Raw genomic sequence first — 19982 nt, forward strand, 5'->3', positions numbered from 1 at the left:
CATGGCGGGTTTCTTGTATTCTACATCATTCGAAGGATAGCTTCTCTTCCCTGCATCCCTTTAACAATTCCGTGCGCTTCCGCGGTATGCGTGACGGATTCCAATGGAGCTTCGAGCAAATCCTCCAGTGTTTTCACCCCTAAGGCGCGTCCCGCGATAATTTCCCGATCCCGCAATCGTTCGTTCAGCAAAGCGACATCCAGCGCACCGCACATGATGTACCCTTTGTCCGTCGTGACCACAACCAGCGTCGTCTTTGGCAACTTAACCTCGATGCCGATCGCTGTTTTATCCCCTATCGCGATTGGTTCAACTCTTACCATAGTCTCTCCCCCATCCGATATGAAGTTCATACTTCTTTATGTATATGCACAAGGCGGATTGTTGTGACGATGGTTAAATAAATCATGCGGAGGCGCCCCAAAGATTAGTTTCCGCTCTTGCACACAGGGCACGTGAAAAAGACCATTTCCGACGAAATGGTCTTTAAGTAAATTTCATTATGGTTTATTCCGTTGTACGGCAGTCATAGCAACTAATGTCCACCCCGTTAAGAATGCAACGCCTCCAAGCGGTGTTATCGCTCCAAGCACTTTAATGCCCGTGACACTTAGAATATACAAGCTGCCGGAGAATAAGATCATCCCTGTCAGGAACATCGTTCCTGCCCAAGTCCAACGCTTGCTCCCTGTGAACTTATCCGATAGTGAAGCCAGGAATAACAGCGCCAGAGCATGCGCGATATGGTACTGCACACCTGTCTCGAACGTTGCTTTCGTGCCGTGTTCCTCCAAAACCGGTTCAAGACCATGCGCTCCAAACGCGCCGATGGCGACCGCCAGGAAGGCGGATACCGCTCCCCAAAGGATGAATTTATTAGTCGTTTGCATAAGCTGTTACCTCCGGATTTCATCTTTCATCATTTCTATCTTAGGAGATTCCGACGGCGGAAGCAACCGGAGGAAACATCGGCTATGTGCTACTTCACTAAACCATGCGGGTCAATGACGAATTTTCTGGAAGCCCCTCTATCGAATGCCTGGTAAGCTCCAGGAGCTTCCTCCAGTGAAATTCGGGTAGCGTTTACGGCTTTGGCAATCTGCGCGCGACCAGACATGATAGACATCATCAGATCCCTGTTATACTGCATAACCGGCGTCTGTCCGGTCACGAACGTATGCGACTTCGCCCAGCCCAAGCCGAAGCGGATCTTCAGCGTACCGATCTTCGCGTCTTCATCCACGGCGCCCGGATCCCCCGTTACATACAGTCCCGGAATACCCAGTCTGCCGCCGGCCCGCGTCACTTCCATGATGGAGTTCAGCACCGTTGCAGGCGCCTCCTCATGCCCCTTGCCGTGTCCATGAGCTTCAAAACCTACGCAGTCAATCGCGCTGTCTACTTCGGGCACGCCCAACAGTTGGTCGATCTGCTCGCCAAGGTTGCTGTGCACACTCAGGTCAACCGTCTCGCATCCGAAGCTGCGGGCTTGCGCCAACCGCTCCGCATTCAGGTCGCCGACGATAACAACCGCCGCCCCGAGCAGCTGTGCGGAATGGGCCGCCGCCAAGCCGACAGGACCCGCACCGGCCACATAGACGGTTGATCCAGGTTTTACGCCTGCGCTGACCGCTCCGTGATAGCCTGTTGGGAAGATGTCTGACAGCATCGTTAAATCCATAATTTTCTCCATTGCTTTATCTTTATCTGGAAATTTCAACAGCTGAAAGTCGGCATAAGGTACCATGACATATTCGGATTGACCTCCGACCCAGCCGCCCATGTCGACATAACCGTAAGCAGATCCGGGACGATCCGGATTGACATTCAGACATACGTTCGTGTTGCGTTCCTTACAGCTGCGGCAACGTCCGCAGGCAATGTTGAACGGGACCGAGACGAGATCCCCCTTCTTGATGAACTCTACGTCCCGTCCGACTTCAATGACCTCGCCTGTAATCTCATGTCCCAACACAAGGCCGCTTGGCGCCGTCGTTCTTCCCCGCACCATATGCTGGTCGCTGCCGCATATATTCGTAGTTATAACTTTAAGAATAACGCCGTGCTCGCATTTACGCCCGATATTCCTAGGGTTGACCCCTGGACCGTCTTTCAGGACCAGATCTGGATACTCCGTATTTCGAACTTCAACTTTTCCCGGTTCTGCGTAAACGACCGCGCGATTTCCCGCCATATGTAAGCATCTCCTCAGCTATATGATTTATTTAGTAAATTCCGATAGTCAACATTGCGCCAATTCTCCATCTCTCCGGTCTTCGGCCTGCCCTCCCTTCGAGAAATCCTTGTAAACGCTTTAAATCATTGTATTTCAACTGGCAAAATCCGTCAACGAAATCCGCCGAGCGGAATAATCTCAACCAAAGCGCCTTTCAGCGCCGGTTTACCGCCGCCCGGAAGCACAATCAGACAAGTTGCTTCGGGCACCGAACGCATCATACTGGAGCGGGCATGAGGTAAGGGCTCGGCGAGGAGCATACCGGCATCGCCGCGCAGCTTTCCCTGAAGGTAGCGGGGATGAGGGCTTCCCTTGAGGACCGGCTCTGACAAGAAGGCGTGCAGCGCGTCTTTTTTCGTGAAAGGCGCTCCTTGCAGAGCGCCTATACAGAGGGACGCAAACAGTTCAAATCCGACAAAGCAAGCACCGGGATTGCCAGAAAGTCCGAGCACCAGACGATGCGTGGAATGTGGATTTAGCAGGAGCCCAGGGCGATGTTCCTCCCCCTCTTCCCCCGACTCTATATGCTTATCGCCGCAATCCCCCGGGGCCGTCAAAGGCAACAGCCCTGCCGATGTCGGACTGCCGGGCCGCATGAACACTTTATTGAATAATAAGCAAGTATCGCGAACGAATACTTCCGCCATGACATCCCGTTCACCCACGGAGACAGCTCCTGTCGTAATAACCAAGTCCGTCTTCAAGGCTACTGAGCGAATGAAATCTCGCGCCTTGTAAGCATCGTCTTCGATAATGCCGTAATCGTAAGGTATACCGCCATATTGCCTGACGAGGGCGGCTAGCATGGCGCCGTTACTGTTGTGGATCATGCCCGCCGGCATGGCTTCATCCATCTTGCCTCCCGCATCCGGTCTCGGGTGAAGGAGTTCGTTCCCGATACTGATGATCCCTACGCGCGGCTTCCTGTACACACGAATCCGGCGATGGCCCGCCGCAACAAGCAGACCGATGTCGGACCCGCCGAGCCTGCGCCCTTGAGGGATCAACACCTCGCCGCGCTCCCATTCTTCACCGATCCGCGCGATGTGCCTGCCCGGAATGACGTCATGCTTCAATTGAATATATAATCTGTTGCCTTTCGTATATTCATCTGTTTCCTCCAGCATGACGATCGACGTCGCGCGCTCGGGAACTTCCGCGCCCGTCATGATGCGAGCCGCCGTCCCGGGATCAAGCGGCCGCGGAAAGTTACTCCCGGCCGAAATATCTTCTGTTACCACAAGACATGGCCGCGTCTTCCCCGCTGTAATTCCTTCTTCGACGCTTAAGTTAACCGCGTATCCGTCCACGCCTGAACGCTCAAAACGGGGCATCGGAAACATCGCCATCACGTCTTCCGCCGCGACCCTGTCCGCCGCTTCCACGAATGCTACGTATTCCGTCCCGAGCGGAAGACACGTCTCAATCAACCTCTGTTGCGCCTCCGCTACAGAAACTCCGCTCCTTACTCTGCGGGCTTTACGCCTGGTGATCATAACGGTTCCTCTTTGGTCATGACAGCCGTATCCAAGATTCGTTCCGGATGAGTATATACGTTTAATCGGTTGCCCCGAATGAATCCAACCGTAGTGATGTTGAGATCATTGGCCAGCTTTAAAGCGAGATCGGTAGGCGCGGACTTGGAGAGGAGAATTCCCGCCCCCATTTTCGCCGCCTTGAGGACCACCTCGGAGGACATCCGCCCGCTGAACGCGATGACCTTATCGCGCATGGAAATGCGGTGGAGCAGGCAATATCCGTACAGTTTGTCCAGCGCGTTATGCCTGCCGATATCGGATCGGACCAGGAATAGTCCGTCGGACCCGCAGAGGGCGGCATTATGTACACCGCCGGTCTGTTCGAAATCCGCCGATTCCCGCTGAAGCGCATTCATCAATTGGAAGCAGGTTTCTACCGTAATCGGAACACTTGTCATGATCGTTCTGGCTGTTTGGACATCACTTCGAAGGTAGAACTGCCTGCTTTTGCCACAACACGAACCAATCCAACGCTTGCTGTGATCCCCTGACCGCATGTGATTCTTCCGATGCAACTCGACATGCGCGAAGCCTGTGCCTTCATCCACATCCACCCGGCTCACATCGTTCGATGTCCGAATCCATCCTTCCGACGCCAGAAAGCCATACGTCAACTCCAGCAGATCGGATGGTGTGCATACGAGCGTAGCAAACTCCTCCCCGTTCACCTTGATCGTCAACGGCCATTCCGTGGCAATCCGATCTTGGCTTCTGAATAACATGCCCGCATCATATCGAATGACTTCCCAATCCGCATTGCTTTGAAGTTCCACCCTGCGATCTCACTCCTCTTCGTTGTCCGATTCTTCCTCAGGCTTTCGCGCCAACTTCCGATCCTTTCGGCTATAGAACGAATCCGCCTTCTCTATCATGACACCTGTATTATATTCGGGAATGCCGGCATGGGGCTCGTATACGCCCTTGGGGAGCAGCGGATTCGCTTCCGGCCAGAACATGGCTGCATTCCCCGCCCTGATATCGGCTAAGCGTATACGGCCTTGAAATCTGCCATGCTCGTTGTAAACAACAATCGATTCGCCGCTTGCCAACCCGAGCTTCGCCGCATCGTCCGCGCATAGGAGCACATCGCCGCGATCCGCGCCGTTGAAGGGATCCTGATCTCCGAAGATGAGAGAATTGAACTGCTTTCCCCTTCGAGTAGTCAGATAAAAGCGTCCTTCGGCTTTTCTTAACTCGGGCAATTCAATCGGGATCAGCCTGCCTCGACTGTCAGGCGTCGGACAAGTGCCGCCCTCGCAAAGCCACGCGCCTCCCCACTGAAAGAAATCGCCCTGTCGGGACAGTTCTTGAATGCCGTCGTAATAAGGCACCGCGCGGGCAATTTCCTCTCGAATCGCAGCAGCATGGTCAAACCAAATCTGCTCTCTGCGCTCAGGGTGCACCTGAACCGCCAAATCCCTGTAGATTTGCCATTCAGCACGGGCTTCGCCAATCCGCGGACCTTCAATTTCCGGCGAGAAGTAAACCATTCGCTCCGTTGAAGTGGACGTACCGCCTCCCGGTTGCTCATACCGTGTCATCGCCGGCAGCACGATTACCGCTTCCCGGGCGTCCACCAGTGTGGACGTGTTGAAGACGATATCCTGATGCACCCGAATCTCTACGCTTTCAAGCGCTCTGCGCATTTCATCCGGATCAGGCATCGTCTCGAGGAAATTACCTCCGGAAGTGTAAAAGAGCTTCAGTTTTCGCTCATCGCTGTCTGGCAGCAACGCATTCTCCAACGATACACCGACAATGTCTCCATGCCATCGCGGAATGGAAAAGCCCCAGAGACCTTCAATTCGCTCTATATCCACATCGTTGAATTCGCCGCCGGGCAAGGAGAAAGGGTCCGCTCCCATTTCGCCGGAACCCTGCACGCCGCTGTGTCCGCGAATCGGCATTAAGCCGCAATGCTCTCTGCCGAGAAATCCGCGCAGCAGGGCCAGATTCGCGACTTGCGAGATGTTATCGGTACCGAACCGGTGCTGCGTTAATCCCATGCTCCACACAAAGACGCCGGTACGCGCCTTGGCCAGAAGCTCGGCGAATTCCGTCATCCGGGTTCTGGACAAGCCTGAAGAGGCTTCCAGCTGTGTCCAGCTTTGCTTCTCGATATGTGTCTGCAACGGCTCGATACCGGTCGTATGGTCCCCGATAAAATTCCAATCCACAGCGGAACCCCGAGTTGTCGCTTCCATTTCAAACCAAGCCTTCATCACGCCGTTCATAAATGCGATATCACCGCCGATGTTCACCTTGTAGTAATCATCCGCAAGCTTCGTACCGAACAAGGCCGATTCCGGCACCGAGGGAATCCAATAAGCGTCCATTGCCGGCTCGTGATAAGGGTTGATGACAATGATTTTTGTGCCTTTTCGTTTCGCTGCATACATATATTTTGTGGACACCGGCTGATTGGTCGCCGCGACGCTGCCCCAGAACACCAGCACATCCGTACCGATCCAGTCCTTATAGTTACAGGTGGAAGCGCCGACGCCGACCGAACGCTTCAATGCCGTCTTCGAAGGCGAGTGGCAGATCCGCGAAGCGTTGTCGATATGATTCGTGCCCAGGAATCGCGCGGTCTTGGCGCCGACATAATACGATTCGTTCGTAATGCCTCTTGCCGTCATATAGAAGGCGATCTGCTTAGGAGGAAGGCTGCGAATCTTGTTCGCGATCCGCTCCAGCGCTTGGTCCCAGGTTATGCGGCGAAACCGGTTCTCGCCTTTCTCCCGCAGCAGCGGGTATGGTATACGGCCAAGCTTGCGAAGCTCCGCGCTGTTCAACTTGCGCAGCGCGTCCATGTCGGCGTACAGATGCGCATCCTTCATGGCCGGCATCGTGTTCAGGCGCAACAGGTTCAAGCGCGTAGTGCACAGATGCGGACCTTCGAGCGTTCTGTCGTAAAGCCCGGATACCCCTAGCGCGCACCCGTCGCATACGCCCTGAGTGAGCATCCGGTATGCGTAGGGCAAAGCGTCCCGATTGTCCCAAGCGACCTTGAGCGTATCTCGAATATGATGGGGCTTTACTTTCCCGAGTCCGAACGGAATGCGGCTGACCCACAGCTTTGAATCCGGTTTGGCGGGGAGCTTGATCGGCCCGCTATGCTTCGTTGTGCTCATGGGCAGAATCCTCCTTGGTGTGAATTAATTTTGGTCATAAAAAAACCATCGCAAAAGTCCACTCCGAAGAGGTCCTTCTCACAATGGTTAGTCTTGGGCAGGATCGCTGCCAAGTGCCAACAGGCGTATTATTCAATTGTAAATTTAGCTTCAATGTTCCGGTCGAACACGAACACCGAAATGCCGAAGTCCTGATCAATATCGATGTCTACAAACAAATCGACAAACACGGCGCCTAGCAGCTCTTCCATCTCGACCGGACGGTGCTTGCGGTACATGTCCTTCACCATCTGCGTTCGCGCATCCCGGAGCAGCTGCTTCCCGTCGTCCTTGGTTGCGATAAACTTCTCCACAGGTGACAAATTTCCGCTCATCTCGCAGATCGCCCAATGCTTGCAGAACGTAGTGGATACTTCCCTCGGGCCTTTGCCCATATGCCGCTTGCGAAAAGCCTTGACCAAATTGCTGAACTCAGCTTCATATTTATTCATCAGGCGCTCCGTTCATGTACCGACCAGATGGCTCGATAGTTAATCTCGTGCATCGGGAGAATCGGTGACAGGTTCACTGTTCCGTGTCAGTCCCGTCTTCCATTATTTACGCTGGTTAGGTAAGATTATCTTACCAAGAAAGCGCACTCATGACAACAACTTCTATGGAATAGATTACCTGAGGGGAGTTTAAGCGGGATGGAACAGCAGAAACCGGTCATTCAATTCGTAGGGTACAAAAATCGGGGCAAAACCACGCTCATCTGCCGCCTCATCCCCAAACTGGCTCAACTGGGGTTGAGCGTCGGCGTGATTAAACGGGACGCGCACAACGCCGAGTTGGACAAGCAAGGCTCAGATACTTGGCAGCACCGGGAAGCCGGAGCGGCGGTCACGGCTATTACTTCAGATTGCCAAACAGCGTTGATTACAACCGCACCCACGACATTGGACGCGTTGATTGCACAGATGCAAAGCGTGGATTTCATCTTCGTGGAAGGCTTTAAGCAAGCGGGTTATCCCAAAATTATATGTGTGCAGGCGCCGGAGGATATCGCATTGGTGTATGAGCTTGAAGATCCGGTTGCCGTAGCTGCTTGGCGGACTGAGGGCTTGCCTGCGGATGTTGGTGTGCCGGTGTTGTCGATTGACGATGTGGACGGAATTCTATTGCATCTGCAAACCTGGAGAGGAAAAGGCGGTAAACCCATGTTGCCATTCGGGGGAGAACACTTATGAACAATAGCATGATGAATCCTGATCCCATCCATAACTCACGGCCTTATGTGCAAGGCATTCTGCTGTGCGGAGGACGCAGCTCCCGGATGGGAACAGATAAGGCGCTGCTGGAGGTTTCGGGACAGCCATTGCTTGTACGGTCTTGCAGACAATTGGCACAGCTTTGCGATGGTGTTACCGTTGTCTGCCTCGCCGAGAAGCTGGAACATTATCGCAGTCTGCTGACGGCAGAGCCGTTTTCAGTGTCCTTTACCCTGGATCAATATCCCGGCAAAGGGCCGCTTGCGGGCATCCACGCCGGACTGGATTCATTACGCCAAACGGGGTACGGATTCGTTGTCGCTTGCGATATGCCGTGGATCGACTCGGTACTCTATGAAAGATTGGTCCAGGAAACAAGCGACGATCCGGATTGGGTGGGCTGCGACAGACAGCCGCTGCATGCTCTCTATCATAGCCGGCTCACTTCGAACGCCGAAGCATTCCTGCAGCTAGACAAGCTGCGTCTCTGGTCTTTCGTGGACCAACTTCAATCCCGGATCGTGGATTATGATCAGCAAGATTGTTTCAGAAATCTCAATTCGCCTGAAGAATACCAAGCTTACCTTCAACGTATCTCATCAAGATCGCAGGAATGAGTTTCGTAACCGCTTGGGAGCGGTTCGAAGGTAAGCTTCTGTAATAAGTTCCGTAAGCTCGTACCAGACGGCGGCGTCGGCATCGGGATCTGCGTGCACGGCGGTCACCCAGCCATGACGGCCAATATACGGCGTCATTCGATAGGCGTCATCCTCCCGAGCAAGCAACAGCGATTGGGTTTCTTTATCCGTCTTCAAATGCAGGTTCGCCACGTCGCCGGTTTGCCCCATCATGACATAAGGTTTATCCTGAACCCGAAACGAAGTATGCCCAAAGCCGTCGATCTTCTCTTCCGTTTCCGGTAATGCCATGCAGATTGTCCGAATACGAGCCAGCAAACGCAAGCCTTTATCGGTTGTGATCAACCGCTCTGTCTCCATGCTTGATCTCCCCCTGAAATGTTCAGCTTAGTTGCATTTGGATTTTGCCAATACCATAACATGTTGCACATTCAATTTCAAAAATAAAATGACCCCTCCCTTTGCAGCGTGGAAGAGGCCGTACTTAACCTGTCAGTTGTTTAGAAATATCTTGAAGTCATCATTTTCTTCTTCGTATAAAATTCTACCCCGTCTTTACCGTTCGCGTGCAGGTCGCCATAGAAGGAATTCTTCCATCCGGAAAACGGGAAGAACGCCATGGGCGCAGGTACACCGACGTTTACCCCGAGCATCCCCGCCTCCGCCTCCTCGCGAAATTGACGGACCGCTTTGGCATTCTCCGTATAAATTACCGCGGAGTTACCATATCGGGAGGAGTTAACAATCTCAAGAGCTTGATCCAATTGTTCAGCCCGAAACACAGACAGCACGGGTCCGAAGATTTCTTCCCGGGCAATGGCCATCTCCGGCTTCACCCGATCAAAGATGGTAGCGCCAAGGTAGTAGCCTTCGTTCTCACACTGACGGTGCAACCGCCCATCCAGCAGAAGCTGAGCTCCCTCTTCCACACCCCGCTCAATATAATGTTCAATGCGTTGCTTATGCTCAAGCCGGATCACCGGTGTCAACGCCGCTTCCTCTATACCGGGTCCGACTTCCATCCCTTCTGCCGACTTGAGGAGGGCCTCCATGAAAGTCTCTCCGTCGCCGACAACCACCACAGCGGAGCAGGCCATACAGCGTTCGCCTGCGCTTCCGAAGGATGATGCGATGATATTTTCCACCGTTTTCTCTACATTCGCGTCCGGCATGACGATATGAAAGTTTTTGGCGCCGGCCAATGCCTGAACGCGCTTAGCATGCGCCGACGACCGTTCATGCACATACTTGGCTACAGGCTGTGAGCCGACGAAGGAAATCGCCGCAACCCCCTCATGGCTTGTCAGTTCATTCACGACATCCTCGCCGCCGTGCACCACGTTCAGCACACCGTTCGGCAACCCGGCTTCATGCATAAGCTCCGCTAACTTCATGGCGGTCAGCGGCGTTCGCTCTGAAGGCTTCAGTACAAATGTATTTCCGCACGCAATGGCCAAAGGAAACATCCAGCAAGGCACCATCATGGGGAAATTAAACGGGGTGATCCCGCCAATGACACCGAGTGGCACCCGAAACATCTCCGAATCCAGATCAGTCGCGATATTCGCCAGTACAGAGCCCATCAAGAGCGTGGGAGCTCCTGCCGCGAATTCCACACATTCGATCCCGCGAAGCACTTCGCCTTGAGCTTCCTTGAAGCTCTTTCCATTCTCGGCCGTAATCGTTCTCGCAAGCTCATCCGCATGCTTCTGCAGAAGTTGCCAATAGCGAAATAATACACGCGCTCTGCGGGGGACTGGTGTTCGGCTCCATTCCGGAAAAGCACCCCTGGCGGCCATGATCGCACGATCCGTATCCTCACTGGTCGATAAGGGAACTTGGGCAAGCACCTTCCCGTCGGCCGGGTTCAAGACGTTGTCGAATCGCTTGCTTGCCGAAGGAACGCTTACCCCTGCGATCCAGTTGTTAAGCGGGTCAGCCTCGTTTCCGGACCGTGTCGTGACCTCATTGTTCATCTTGTGTCCTCCGCTCCGCGATGATTCGATTTGCGATATACTTTCGGCTGTCGGCCGACCCGAGTCTAATCGATACAGGTTTTCCCTCCGGTGACAGGAGCCTCACCTCCGCCCCCTGAAGATCCTCTTGGATTCCAATAATTCTGTACTCCTGCTCTAGATAACCGTCCAACCGGGATCTCTCTTCTAGAAATTCTTCATATGCACCCATAGTGTTACACCTCTCTTCATCCTCCGGAATAGCCCACCCGCCGCAAGTATTGCCCTGTGCCGCTGTTCCCTACGAACACCTTGTCGCGAATAACAAACTCCCCCCGGACCAAAACCGAAACCGGCTCACCTGTTACTTTCAGTCCTTCGAAGGGGTTATAATCCACATTCATATGATGGGTTTCCGCAGATAAGGTTCGTTCAACAACCGGATCAAACAGCACAAGATCGGCGTCGGAGCCGACGGCGATCGTACCCTTGCGGGGAAACAGTCCGAACAGCTTGGCGGACCGAGTGGACACGATATCCACGAACTGGTTCAACCCGATCCGCCCTTTGGCCACGCCTTCGGAGTACAGAATGGAAAACCGATCTTCAATCGTTGGACCCCCGTTCGGAATAAGGCTGAAATTATGACGACCCAGATCCTTTTGCCCCTTAAAATTAAATGAACAGTGATCCGACCCCAACGTCTGCAGTTCCCCGCATCGCAACGCGTTCCACAAGGCCTCTTGATGCTCTGCTTCCCTTAGCGGCGGGGACCACACGTACTTGGCTCCCTCAAAGTCTGGACCTTCCAAGGCGGAACGATCCAGCACGAGGTATTGCGGGCAGGTTTCACCCCATACCTCCACACCGCTCGCGCGCGCTTCCGCAATTTGCTTCACAGCCTCCGCACAAGTTACGTGTACGACGTACAACTGTGACTGCGCCAAACCCGTTAATTTCGCCGCTCTGCCCGTGGCCTCTCCTTCGAGCACCGGCGGTCGCGTTAACGCGTGATAGATGGGCTCTGTGTTCCCCGCCTGCAAAGCTTCACGAATCAGATAGTCGATGACATCCCCGTTTTCCGCATGAACCATGACCAACGCACCGAGCTTTCTGGCAGCCAATAAGGTTTGAAAAAGGGTCCCGTCATCGGCCTGAAATACGTTCTTGTACGCCATGAACACTTTAAACGAGGTAATCCCCTCTTCGCGAATTACCTCCGGCAGCTCCGCCAATACCTCCGCATTCATCTCCCCGATCATCAGATGAAAACTGTAATCAATGGCAGCTTGGCCCCGCGATTTATCATGCCATGTGCGGATGCTGTCCGAGAGCGGTTTACCTTTATCCGTCAGACAAAAATCAATGATGGTCGTTGTCCCACCGAAAGCTGCGGCGCGAGTGCCGGTCTCGAAATTATCCGCCGTGACCGTACCGCCGAAAGGCATATCCAAATGGGTATGCGGATCAATACCTCCTGGAAACACATAGTAACCGGAAGCGTCTACAATCTCATGTGTTTCGCGGTTTAGGCCTTTTCCGATAGAGGCAATTTTTCCGTCCTCGATCAGAAGATCCGCCTGATACGTATCCGCGGCCGTTACGATGGTTCCGTTGATCATGATTTTGCCCATAGTTTACAGTCCCTCCTTATCCTGATCTCCCAATTCGCTGACAGCCCCAAGCTCCGCCAGCGCCGCCTGGCGTTGATTCCAGCTCATGGGCACTTCCCTTGAAGGCAGCTCCACCATTTCAATCGCCCCTTCCACAGGGCAGACAATCGCGCACAGATTGCAACCCACACAATCTTCTTCCCGAACTTGGAGATAAGTGGCGCCGGCGGCGTCCGTTAAGCGCTCAATGCATTGATGGGATGTGTCTTCACAGGCAATATGACATTTATTGCATTCAATGCAGGTGTCGGTATCGATTCGCGCTACGACCGCATAATTCAAATCCAGGTCGCCCCAATCCGAAAATTTGGAGATCGATTTTCCAATTAGATCATGTACGGATTCGAGTTCTTTCTCTTCCAGGTAAAGGGTCAGGCCGTCAATCAGGTCTTCGACAATCCGGAAGCCGTGATGCATCGCTGCCGTGCATATTTGTACGTTTGAAGCCCCCATCAGGAGGAATTCAACAGCGTCCTTCCACGTGGCAATGCCGCCGATGCCGGATATGGGAACGTACACGAAATTGTTCCGCGCGCATTCCGCCACCATATTCAGCGCGATCGGCTTAACCGCCGGTCCGCAATATCCTCCGTGCGCGCCCTTGCCGCCGACATGCGGAATCGTGTTCCATGTGTCCAAATCAACCCCGGCTAAAGAGTTGATGGTGTTGATCAGCGAGATGGCATCCGCTCCGCCCCGTACAGCCGCTTTAGCTGTAGCTGTAATGTCGGTAATGTTAGGCGTAAGCTTAACGATTACCGGCGTTTGAGCGGCTTCTTTGGCCCAAGCGGTCTGAGCCTCGACAAGGTCCGGCTGTTGTCCTGAGGCGGACCCCATCCCGCGTTCAGCCATGCCGTGCGGACAGCCAAAATTCAGCTCCAGACCGTCCACGCCCGCCGCCTCGACCCGCTTTACAATCTCGTGCCATTTGTCCCGTTTCGGTTCGACCATGAGCGATGCGACAAGGGTATGGTTAGGAAACCGTTTTTTGGTTTCATATATTTCCTGTAAATTGACCTCCAGCGGTCTGTCGGTAATCAGCTCAATATTGTTAAAACCAGCTACCCGTTGACCGTTAAAATGAATAGCTGCAAAGCGAGAGGAGGTATTGATAATCGGGTCCCCCAGCGTCTTCCACACAGCCCCTCCCCATCCCGCCTCAAATGCCCTCTGCACCTGATAACCCGTGTTGGTCGGCGGCGCGGATGCGAGCCAGAACGGATTGGGGGATCGAATTCCTGCCAGATTCGTTGTTAAGTCTGCCATGGACGAGCCCTCCTCAAACTATGGTTTAGCTGATGCAAGCAATTGGTGTATTGCCCTTGCAGCCTTCTTGCCTTGCTGAGCGGCGGATACAACCATGGCTTCTCCTTGCCCCTCGCCGAAGATGACATCGCCCGCCGCGTAAATACGAGGATCTGAGGTTTGCATCGTGTCCGGATTGACGGTAACGGTTCCCCTCCTATGCTCGATCCCCCAGCTCTCAACGAACGCGGTATGTCGTGTTTGGCCGATAGCCAATATGACCGCGTCCGCTCGCAAAAGAAAAGCGGAATGTTCAACAGGGACGAGGCTTGGTTTGTCATCAGCAAGTGGGTGGCCGACCTGCGCTTGCATTTTTACGCATTCAACCCCAGCCAATGTACCGTCCGGCCTCGTCACCAAGCGGGAGGGGGCGGTCAGCCATTCGAACTCCACGCCGTCCGCTTTCGCAAATTCGAATTCGAAATCATAGGCCGTCATTTCCTGCCGGGTACGCCTGTATACAATCTTTACTTTCGCTGCGCCAAGCCTTACAGCGCAGGTGGCCGCATCGATGGCTGTATTGCCCGCGCCGATGACGGCCACTTCTTTCCCCGTGAAGTCTGTGCGCAAAAAGGGACCTTTGGTCGACTCGATAAATTCGACAGCATCATATACATCGGGCGAAGCTTCCCCTTCAATCCCTAACCTGGGCACAGCGGACAAGCCAACAGCCAGCACAACTGCATCATATGCGGATAACAATTCGGAAGGGGAGATATCGCGGCCGACTTGGACCTGAGTGCGGATATTCACGCCTAACGCCTTTACTTGTTCAACCTCCCACAAGGAAATTTCCTGAGGCAGCCGGAACGACACGATGCCGTAGGTATCCAAACCGCCTGCTTGCTCCTTGCTCTCAAACAAGGTGACGGCAAACCCAAACCGGGCCAATTCGCGCGCAGCCGACAATCCTGCCGGACCGCCGCCTACAACCGCGACGGATTTACCGTTGGGCTCACCCGCTTTGAACAGTGCCTGCTCGCTCTGGATTGCCCAGTCGGTAGCATACCTTTGGAGATCGCCGATGCGAATCGGGTTTGATGATTCATTCAATACACACGCTCCCTCACACAGCTCCTCGGTCGGACAAACCCGTGCGCATGTGGCTCCTACGGGGTTCGCGTCCATAATGGTTCTTGCCGAACCTTTGAGGTTACCTGTAGCTATTTTCTTTATAAAGGAGGGGATATCGATTCCTGTCGGACATGCCTTAATACATGGAGCGTCATAACAATAGAGGCAGCGGTTGGATTCTTCCTGCGCTTCCTTCGGCCGCATCACCCGCTTCACCTCCCGGAAATTCCGCTCCAGATCCTGAACCGAGATGAATGTAGAAGCCATCTTTTCATTCCTCCTTATAACAGGCTGACAGTCGTTTGCACATCACGCCTCTGGATTCGAAACGGCCATAAACTTGGCGGTACGGTACAGCAACTCCACGCCCAGCGAAATATCTTCCGGGGAAGCGTACTCTGCCGGATTATGCGAAATCCCTTGTTTACATCGGACAAAAATCATGCCGTAATCGCACACATAAGACATCGTCAACGCATCATGAAAAGGGCCGCTCATCAGTTCAGGCGGGGTAAGTTGCATATCTTCCGCTTGGCTTCTTATCACGCTGCGGATCGCTTCCGCACAATATCGCGGTTCGCTGTTGGTATCTTCGCGGATCTCATAAGTTAGACCGTGAAGAGCGGTAATTGCCTCCAATGCGGCTCGTAATTGCGCCTCATACAGGTTACGGCGTTCCAAATCCATATCCCGTAAATCCACGGTGAAAGACACCTTCTCCGGGATAATATTGCGCGAGTCCGGGAAGACGGTCAGCTGACCGACCGTTCCTACCGTCGGGGCGCCGGGAACAGCCGTAACCAGTTCATTCAGAGCGACAATGACCTTGGCAGCCCCGAGTAAAGCGTCCTGACGCATATGCATGGGTACGGAACCCGCGTGACCCGCAAAGCCCGTCATCTCAACGGTCCACCACAACGGCCCGGATATGCCGCTAACGATCCCGACCGGTTCCCCCATGGAATCTAGAATAGGCCCTTGTTCAATATGAAGCTCCAGGTAAGCGCCGATCCGCCCCTCTTCATATTGGTAGACCTCGATTTCTTCCAGTTGGCATCCAAATGCCACCAGCGCCTCCCGCCGCGATATGCTGTTTCGGTCCGTGCGCGCAAGTTCGCCCTCTTCCAGCCTGCCTACCATGCCCCGAGCGCCGAACAACCCTTTATTGAACCTACTCCCTTCTTCATCGCAAAAGGCGACCACCTCCATGTCCCGCTCGGGCGTAAACCTTTCTTCCTTCAGCGTCTGCACCGCTTCTATCGCTCCGAGTACGCCGATCACGCCGTCATAGCGTCCCCCGTAAGGCTGCGAGTCGATATGCGAGCCTAGCATGAGAACGGGTTGCTGGGGTTGTTCGCACTTCCAGGTCCCGATCAGATTGGCAAAAGGATCGATTCTCGTCTCCAGTCCCGCTTCTTCCATCCATTGCCGAACCCGTTCCACCCCTTGCTTGTCCTCGGGCGTCAGAGCCAAACGGCAGACACCGGTATCCCCGATCTTGCCGATCTCGGCAAGCTCCATTATTCTTCGTTGCAACCGTTCCGCTTGAATCGTTAGGACCCCCGCTTTACTCATGACGCATCCTCCTCTGAGATTCCGAAGAATACTTCAGAAAGCACGCTCGCAATATAGTCAAGCTCATCATCTGTCGTTATGAACGGCGGGCATAATGTAAGGATATTCATGAATCCTGGCACCGTATCTCCGTTCTTACCGATGAGCAACCCCTTGCTGAAGCATGCGGCAATGATACCGGCAACCCGATCTGACCGTGCAGGCGTCTTGCTGATTGGGTCATCCACCAGCTCGATCCCCACTGCAGACCCAAAAAAACGGATATCCCCTACATTCGGGTGCTCCCTAAGCGGCGAGAGCAGAGTCTGCAATTGGGTCCCGATCTGCGCTGAGCGGCTCACAAGTTCTTCCCGCTCCAATATATTAATGTTTTCAAGCGCCACCGCACAGGAAACCGGATTGCCGCCGAACGTATTAACATGGCGGAAGTGATTGTCGCCGCCGGGGATCTTGAAACATGCATAAAGCTCCGCGGAGACGGCTGTAGCCGACAAAGGCGAATAGGCGCTTGTCATGCCTTTGGCCATCGTGACGATATCAGGACGAACCCCATAATTCAGATGCCCGAATCGTTGTCCGGATCTGCCGAATCCGCAGATAACCTCATCCATGATGAGCAGCACATCGTATTTGTCGCATATGCTGCGAATTCTCGGCAAATAGCTGTCCGGCGGGACAATCATTCCTCCGCCTGTGATGACAGGCTCCATGATCACGGCGGCCACGGAGTCGGCTCCTTCCCCAATGATCGCATCCTCAAACGCTTGGGCGCATTCTAACCGGCAAGAGTCCGCTTGTTGTCCGAACGGACACCGGTAACAATAAGGCGGCGGCACATGGCTGAACCCGATTCCCAGCGGCTCATACTTCAGTTTTCGCTGAGCTTGACCTGTCGCGCCTAAGGCTCCCATGGAGTTACCGTGATAGGCGCGATACCTCGAGATAAACTTATGTTTGCCGAGCTTGCCGTTCTGGCGGTGATATTGCCGCGCAATCTTAAAGGCCACTTCATTCGCATCGGAGCCGGAATTCGAGAAGAAGATCCGGTACTCTCCGTCCAACCAATCATTGATCTTCGCCGCAAGTTCGATCGCCGGAACATGAGACTGGGTCAGCGGAGTATAAGCCAACGTCGTCATCTGCTTGGCGGCCGCTTGGGCAATCTCCTCCCGGCCGTGTCCCACATTCACGCACCACAATCCGGACATGCCGTCGAAATACCTGTTCCCGTCGGCATCCGTCAACCAGGCGCCTTCACCGGAGACAAAGATGATCGGGTTATCGTTATGGGGTGAAATATGATGCCAGAGATATGTACGGTCTTTTTTGAGCCATTCGGCTTTAGGATCAGCATTTAAATCATTCATTGTTCACAGCCCCTTCCCGGTTGGAAGAGAGGTGCCCGGATTAGCCCAGCCATCCCCATTATTCATAGATATGGCTAAGTACCTGTTTCAAGAATCGTTGTGTGAAAGATCTACCCGGAGAAGATATGGCGGAAGAGGAAATAGCATGGAGAAATTACACTCCATGCTGTTTGAAAGAGGATATAAAGTTAACTTTAATATTCCAGAACAACCATTTGGTGACATTCAAGCTGCGGCAAACTGTAGGTTACAACTCCGTCCATCTGCTCGAACGTGATCTCAGACAGGTTCGGAGCCGTATATATTCGCTTGATTGGTTCATTCACACGAATATGGGATTGAATATTGTACAACGGTACAATATCCTCGATAACCTCAATGTCAGTTCCCCTTCTAACAGGGGAAGCGTAGAGCAAGTGGTGAATGTAGCGGTTCTTAGCGCCCTGTCGTTGCAGCGTTGTAATCCCCTGAGCCGGAAGCGAGGTGCGGAGCGTCTTCTTGTCCTGAAGTAGACGGTTGAGCGCATCCATCACCATCTCCCTGAGGATCAAGCTCCCCTTGATGGCGTAATCTTCGAACACATCCCAAGCCATATAAATGCCGCTAACGCTTTCTACAACGGCAGGACCTCCGTCATTCAAACGGCTCGGTGTGTGAAGATGCGAACAGAACGTGAATATTTCTCGGTTAAAATAGGGATCTTCCCGGTGTCCCAGCTCGGATCCGCTCTCTGTCAGTTGAATCCGTTGTCCTATGCCATACATAACATAAGAGGCATCCCGTATATAACCTTGATCGGTACTTGGCCGATAATAATCCGGTTGATACGAATTCTCGGCTAGCCAGCGGACACCAAGATCGATCGCGAACTGATTGCCTTCACCGTTCAGCCCGGAACGCCCGGTTGCCAGTACCTTGCCGCCGCCTGAAAGGAAATCTTCCACTTTTACCAGAAGATCTCCTTCAAGTGCCACACCATCCGGTAAGATAAGTACCTTGTACATATTAAAGTTAGAGTACTTGTCCACAACATCGAACAGAACCTTTCCTTCCAGCAGAATGCGAACGGCTCCCGCGTCCGCGTTAAATGTACGTTGCTCATGATCAGAACCACTTGGGGGAACCGTTGCTTCAAGTGACAGCAGCGCAACGTCGGCTACGTTCGTAACATCCGCGCACCATGCTTCCTTCGCTTGCACCTCCGCATATGCCATCCCGATCAGTTCGTACGTAGCCGGATCCATATAGCCGTTCGGGTGCAGTTGATCACCTATGGAACAACGGGAACCGTTCGCAAGACAGAGCGCTGTTTCGTACCTGAGCGCGTTCGGGTGTTTATACCCGCCGAACTCGCCCCAGGTCGTATGAAACTTGCCTGTCATGCCGAGGAGGTCCAAGCCGAGCTGCTGCGCATACCTAGCGGATAATGGGAAGTGATCATAGCCCCATCCCCCTGTAGGCAATGACTCCAGTTCAAGATGCGTATTCATGTCTGCAAGGTCTCTGCGGCCTCGGCGGATATGTCCGCCGTTATGGAATACGTTCAGCCCTGGCTTGTGCTTGTCTACCGCACGGCGCACCCGATCCGTATAATTCGCATAAGTGCGTTCCCAGACGCGTACCATCGCTTCAGAATCCCGAGGATCGCTGCCTTCCTGTCGAACGGAAGCGACACAATACTGACAGTAACAGTTCCTTATGCCTACTATATCCAGGAAAACCCCGTTAGCGTCGTAACGGCTAACTACTTCCTCAATCTGACTAATCAGAATATCCAGATATGGCGTATTGAAGCAGAATTGATGATACCCCGGTGTCATAAACCCGCTCACCCAATTTGTCCGATCGTCCATATCCCGAATTAGCCAATCCGGTTGCCGGCGAGCCAGCTTTTCATCAAGACCTGCCGATATATAAACGGGTGTCTTCACATCGATCTCATGGGCTGCCTCGATCATGGCGCCGAGAAGATCAAAGGAAAGCCCGGGGTGCATTTCATTGTTCTCGGTCGGGTGGTACGCCCATCCATGATGGCATTTGGCAAAAACGGTGATCGAGTCAACATGACCAGCTTGGAGCATGGCCTGGAAATGATCCTTATTGAACTGCTCTCCGATGTTCGCAATGGCTTCGGAAGTGTGAAAATCTAGATGAATTTGCCTGAATCTCATATACAAGAATCCTCTCCCTTTTTCAATGAATACCTCCATCATACTCGGACATCTTGACCATGAGTA

Annotated in this window: 18 protein-coding genes; 2 read left to right on the forward strand and 16 right to left on the reverse strand. The window is 53.5% G+C overall.

Going from position 1 to position 19982, the window contains the following annotated elements:
* Positions 1–20: 20 nt before the first annotated feature.
* The 7 genes from SY83_RS21720 to SY83_RS21750 form a co-directional block, all read right to left on the reverse strand.
* Positions 21–323: a YunC family protein gene (locus SY83_RS21720; RefSeq protein ID WP_068610375.1), complete on the reverse strand. Its 303-nt coding sequence runs from the start codon at positions 321–323 to the stop codon at positions 21–23.
* A 177-nt stretch (positions 324–500) separates the two neighbouring features.
* Positions 501–890, reverse strand: coding sequence for a DUF423 domain-containing protein (locus tag SY83_RS21725; RefSeq protein ID WP_068610377.1), 390 nt, complete (start codon positions 888–890; stop codon positions 501–503).
* An 89-nt stretch (positions 891–979) separates the two neighbouring features.
* A complete protein-coding gene (gene fdhA / locus SY83_RS21730) occupies positions 980–2194 on the reverse strand; it encodes a formaldehyde dehydrogenase, glutathione-independent (protein ID WP_068610379.1) in 1215 nt (404 codons plus the stop codon).
* Positions 2195–2346: 152 nt separating this feature from the next.
* Positions 2347–3732 carry a molybdopterin molybdotransferase MoeA gene (locus SY83_RS21735; protein ID WP_068610382.1) on the reverse strand — a complete coding sequence of 462 codons (1386 nt, stop codon included), beginning with the start codon at positions 3730–3732 and terminating at the stop codon, positions 2347–2349.
* On the reverse strand, positions 3729–4496 hold the full coding sequence (gene fdhD / locus SY83_RS21740; protein ID WP_068611290.1) for a formate dehydrogenase accessory sulfurtransferase FdhD: 768 nt from the start codon (positions 4494–4496) through the stop codon (positions 3729–3731). The genes SY83_RS21735 and fdhD overlap by 4 nt, the downstream gene beginning before the upstream one ends.
* Positions 4497–4556: 60 nt before the next feature.
* Positions 4557–6908 carry an FdhF/YdeP family oxidoreductase gene (locus SY83_RS21745; RefSeq protein WP_068610384.1) on the reverse strand — a complete coding sequence of 784 codons (2352 nt, stop codon included), beginning with the start codon at positions 6906–6908 and terminating at the stop codon, positions 4557–4559.
* Positions 6909–7036: 128 nt separating this feature from the next.
* Entirely contained in the window at positions 7037–7399 is a 363-nt protein-coding gene (locus SY83_RS21750; RefSeq protein WP_068610386.1) for a Na-translocating system protein MpsC family protein, read from the reverse strand.
* Between the two features lie 198 nt (positions 7400–7597).
* On the opposite strand from SY83_RS21750, the gene mobB reads away from it, so the two are divergent.
* A complete protein-coding gene (gene mobB / locus SY83_RS21755) occupies positions 7598–8137 on the forward strand; it encodes a molybdopterin-guanine dinucleotide biosynthesis protein B (protein ID WP_068610389.1) in 540 nt (179 codons plus the stop codon).
* A complete protein-coding gene (gene mobA / locus SY83_RS21760; RefSeq protein WP_068610391.1) occupies positions 8134–8775 on the forward strand; it encodes a molybdenum cofactor guanylyltransferase in 642 nt (213 codons plus the stop codon). The genes mobB and mobA overlap by 4 nt, the downstream gene beginning before the upstream one ends.
* Here mobA and SY83_RS21765 read toward each other — a convergent pair.
* The 9 genes from SY83_RS21765 to SY83_RS21805 all read right to left on the reverse strand — a co-directional run bounded on the left by SY83_RS21765 (position 8758) and on the right by SY83_RS21805 (position 19916).
* Entirely contained in the window at positions 8758–9156 is a 399-nt protein-coding gene (locus SY83_RS21765) for an MmcQ/YjbR family DNA-binding protein (protein WP_068610393.1), read from the reverse strand. The genes mobA and SY83_RS21765 overlap by 18 nt on opposite strands.
* Before the next feature lie 140 nt (positions 9157–9296).
* Positions 9297–10772, reverse strand: a complete 1476-nt coding sequence (locus SY83_RS21770; RefSeq protein ID WP_068610395.1) for a CoA-acylating methylmalonate-semialdehyde dehydrogenase — start codon at positions 10770–10772, stop codon at positions 9297–9299.
* Positions 10762–10983: a hypothetical protein gene (locus SY83_RS21775; protein WP_068610396.1), complete on the reverse strand. Its 222-nt coding sequence runs from the start codon at positions 10981–10983 to the stop codon at positions 10762–10764. The genes SY83_RS21770 and SY83_RS21775 overlap by 11 nt, the downstream gene beginning before the upstream one ends.
* 16 nt (positions 10984–10999) lie before the next feature.
* Entirely contained in the window at positions 11000–12385 is a 1386-nt protein-coding gene (hydA, locus tag SY83_RS21780; RefSeq protein ID WP_068610397.1) for a dihydropyrimidinase, read from the reverse strand.
* A 3-nt stretch (positions 12386–12388) separates the two neighbouring features.
* Positions 12389–13690: an NAD-dependent dihydropyrimidine dehydrogenase subunit PreA gene (preA, locus tag SY83_RS21785; protein ID WP_068610398.1), complete on the reverse strand. Its 1302-nt coding sequence runs from the start codon at positions 13688–13690 to the stop codon at positions 12389–12391.
* An 18-nt stretch (positions 13691–13708) separates the two neighbouring features.
* Positions 13709–15070, reverse strand: coding sequence for an NAD(P)-dependent oxidoreductase (locus SY83_RS21790; RefSeq protein WP_068610399.1), 1362 nt, complete (start codon positions 15068–15070; stop codon positions 13709–13711).
* 42 nt (positions 15071–15112) lie between these two features.
* Complete coding sequence (locus SY83_RS21795; RefSeq protein ID WP_068610401.1) at positions 15113–16378, reverse strand: M20 family metallo-hydrolase; 1266 nt, start codon at positions 16376–16378, stop codon at positions 15113–15115.
* Positions 16375–17745 (reverse strand): aspartate aminotransferase family protein, encoded by a 1371-nt coding sequence (locus SY83_RS21800; RefSeq protein ID WP_068610403.1) that lies wholly within the window; start codon positions 17743–17745, stop codon positions 16375–16377. The genes SY83_RS21795 and SY83_RS21800 overlap by 4 nt, the downstream gene beginning before the upstream one ends.
* Before the next feature lie 194 nt (positions 17746–17939).
* Positions 17940–19916 (reverse strand): alpha-amylase family protein, encoded by a 1977-nt coding sequence (locus tag SY83_RS21805; protein ID WP_068611291.1) that lies wholly within the window; start codon positions 19914–19916, stop codon positions 17940–17942.
* Between the last annotated feature and the right edge of the window lie 66 nt (positions 19917–19982).

The sequence above is a fragment of the Paenibacillus swuensis genome (genome assembly GCF_001644605.1).
Classification (GTDB): domain Bacteria; phylum Bacillota; class Bacilli; order Paenibacillales; family DY6; genus Paenibacillus_N; species Paenibacillus_N swuensis.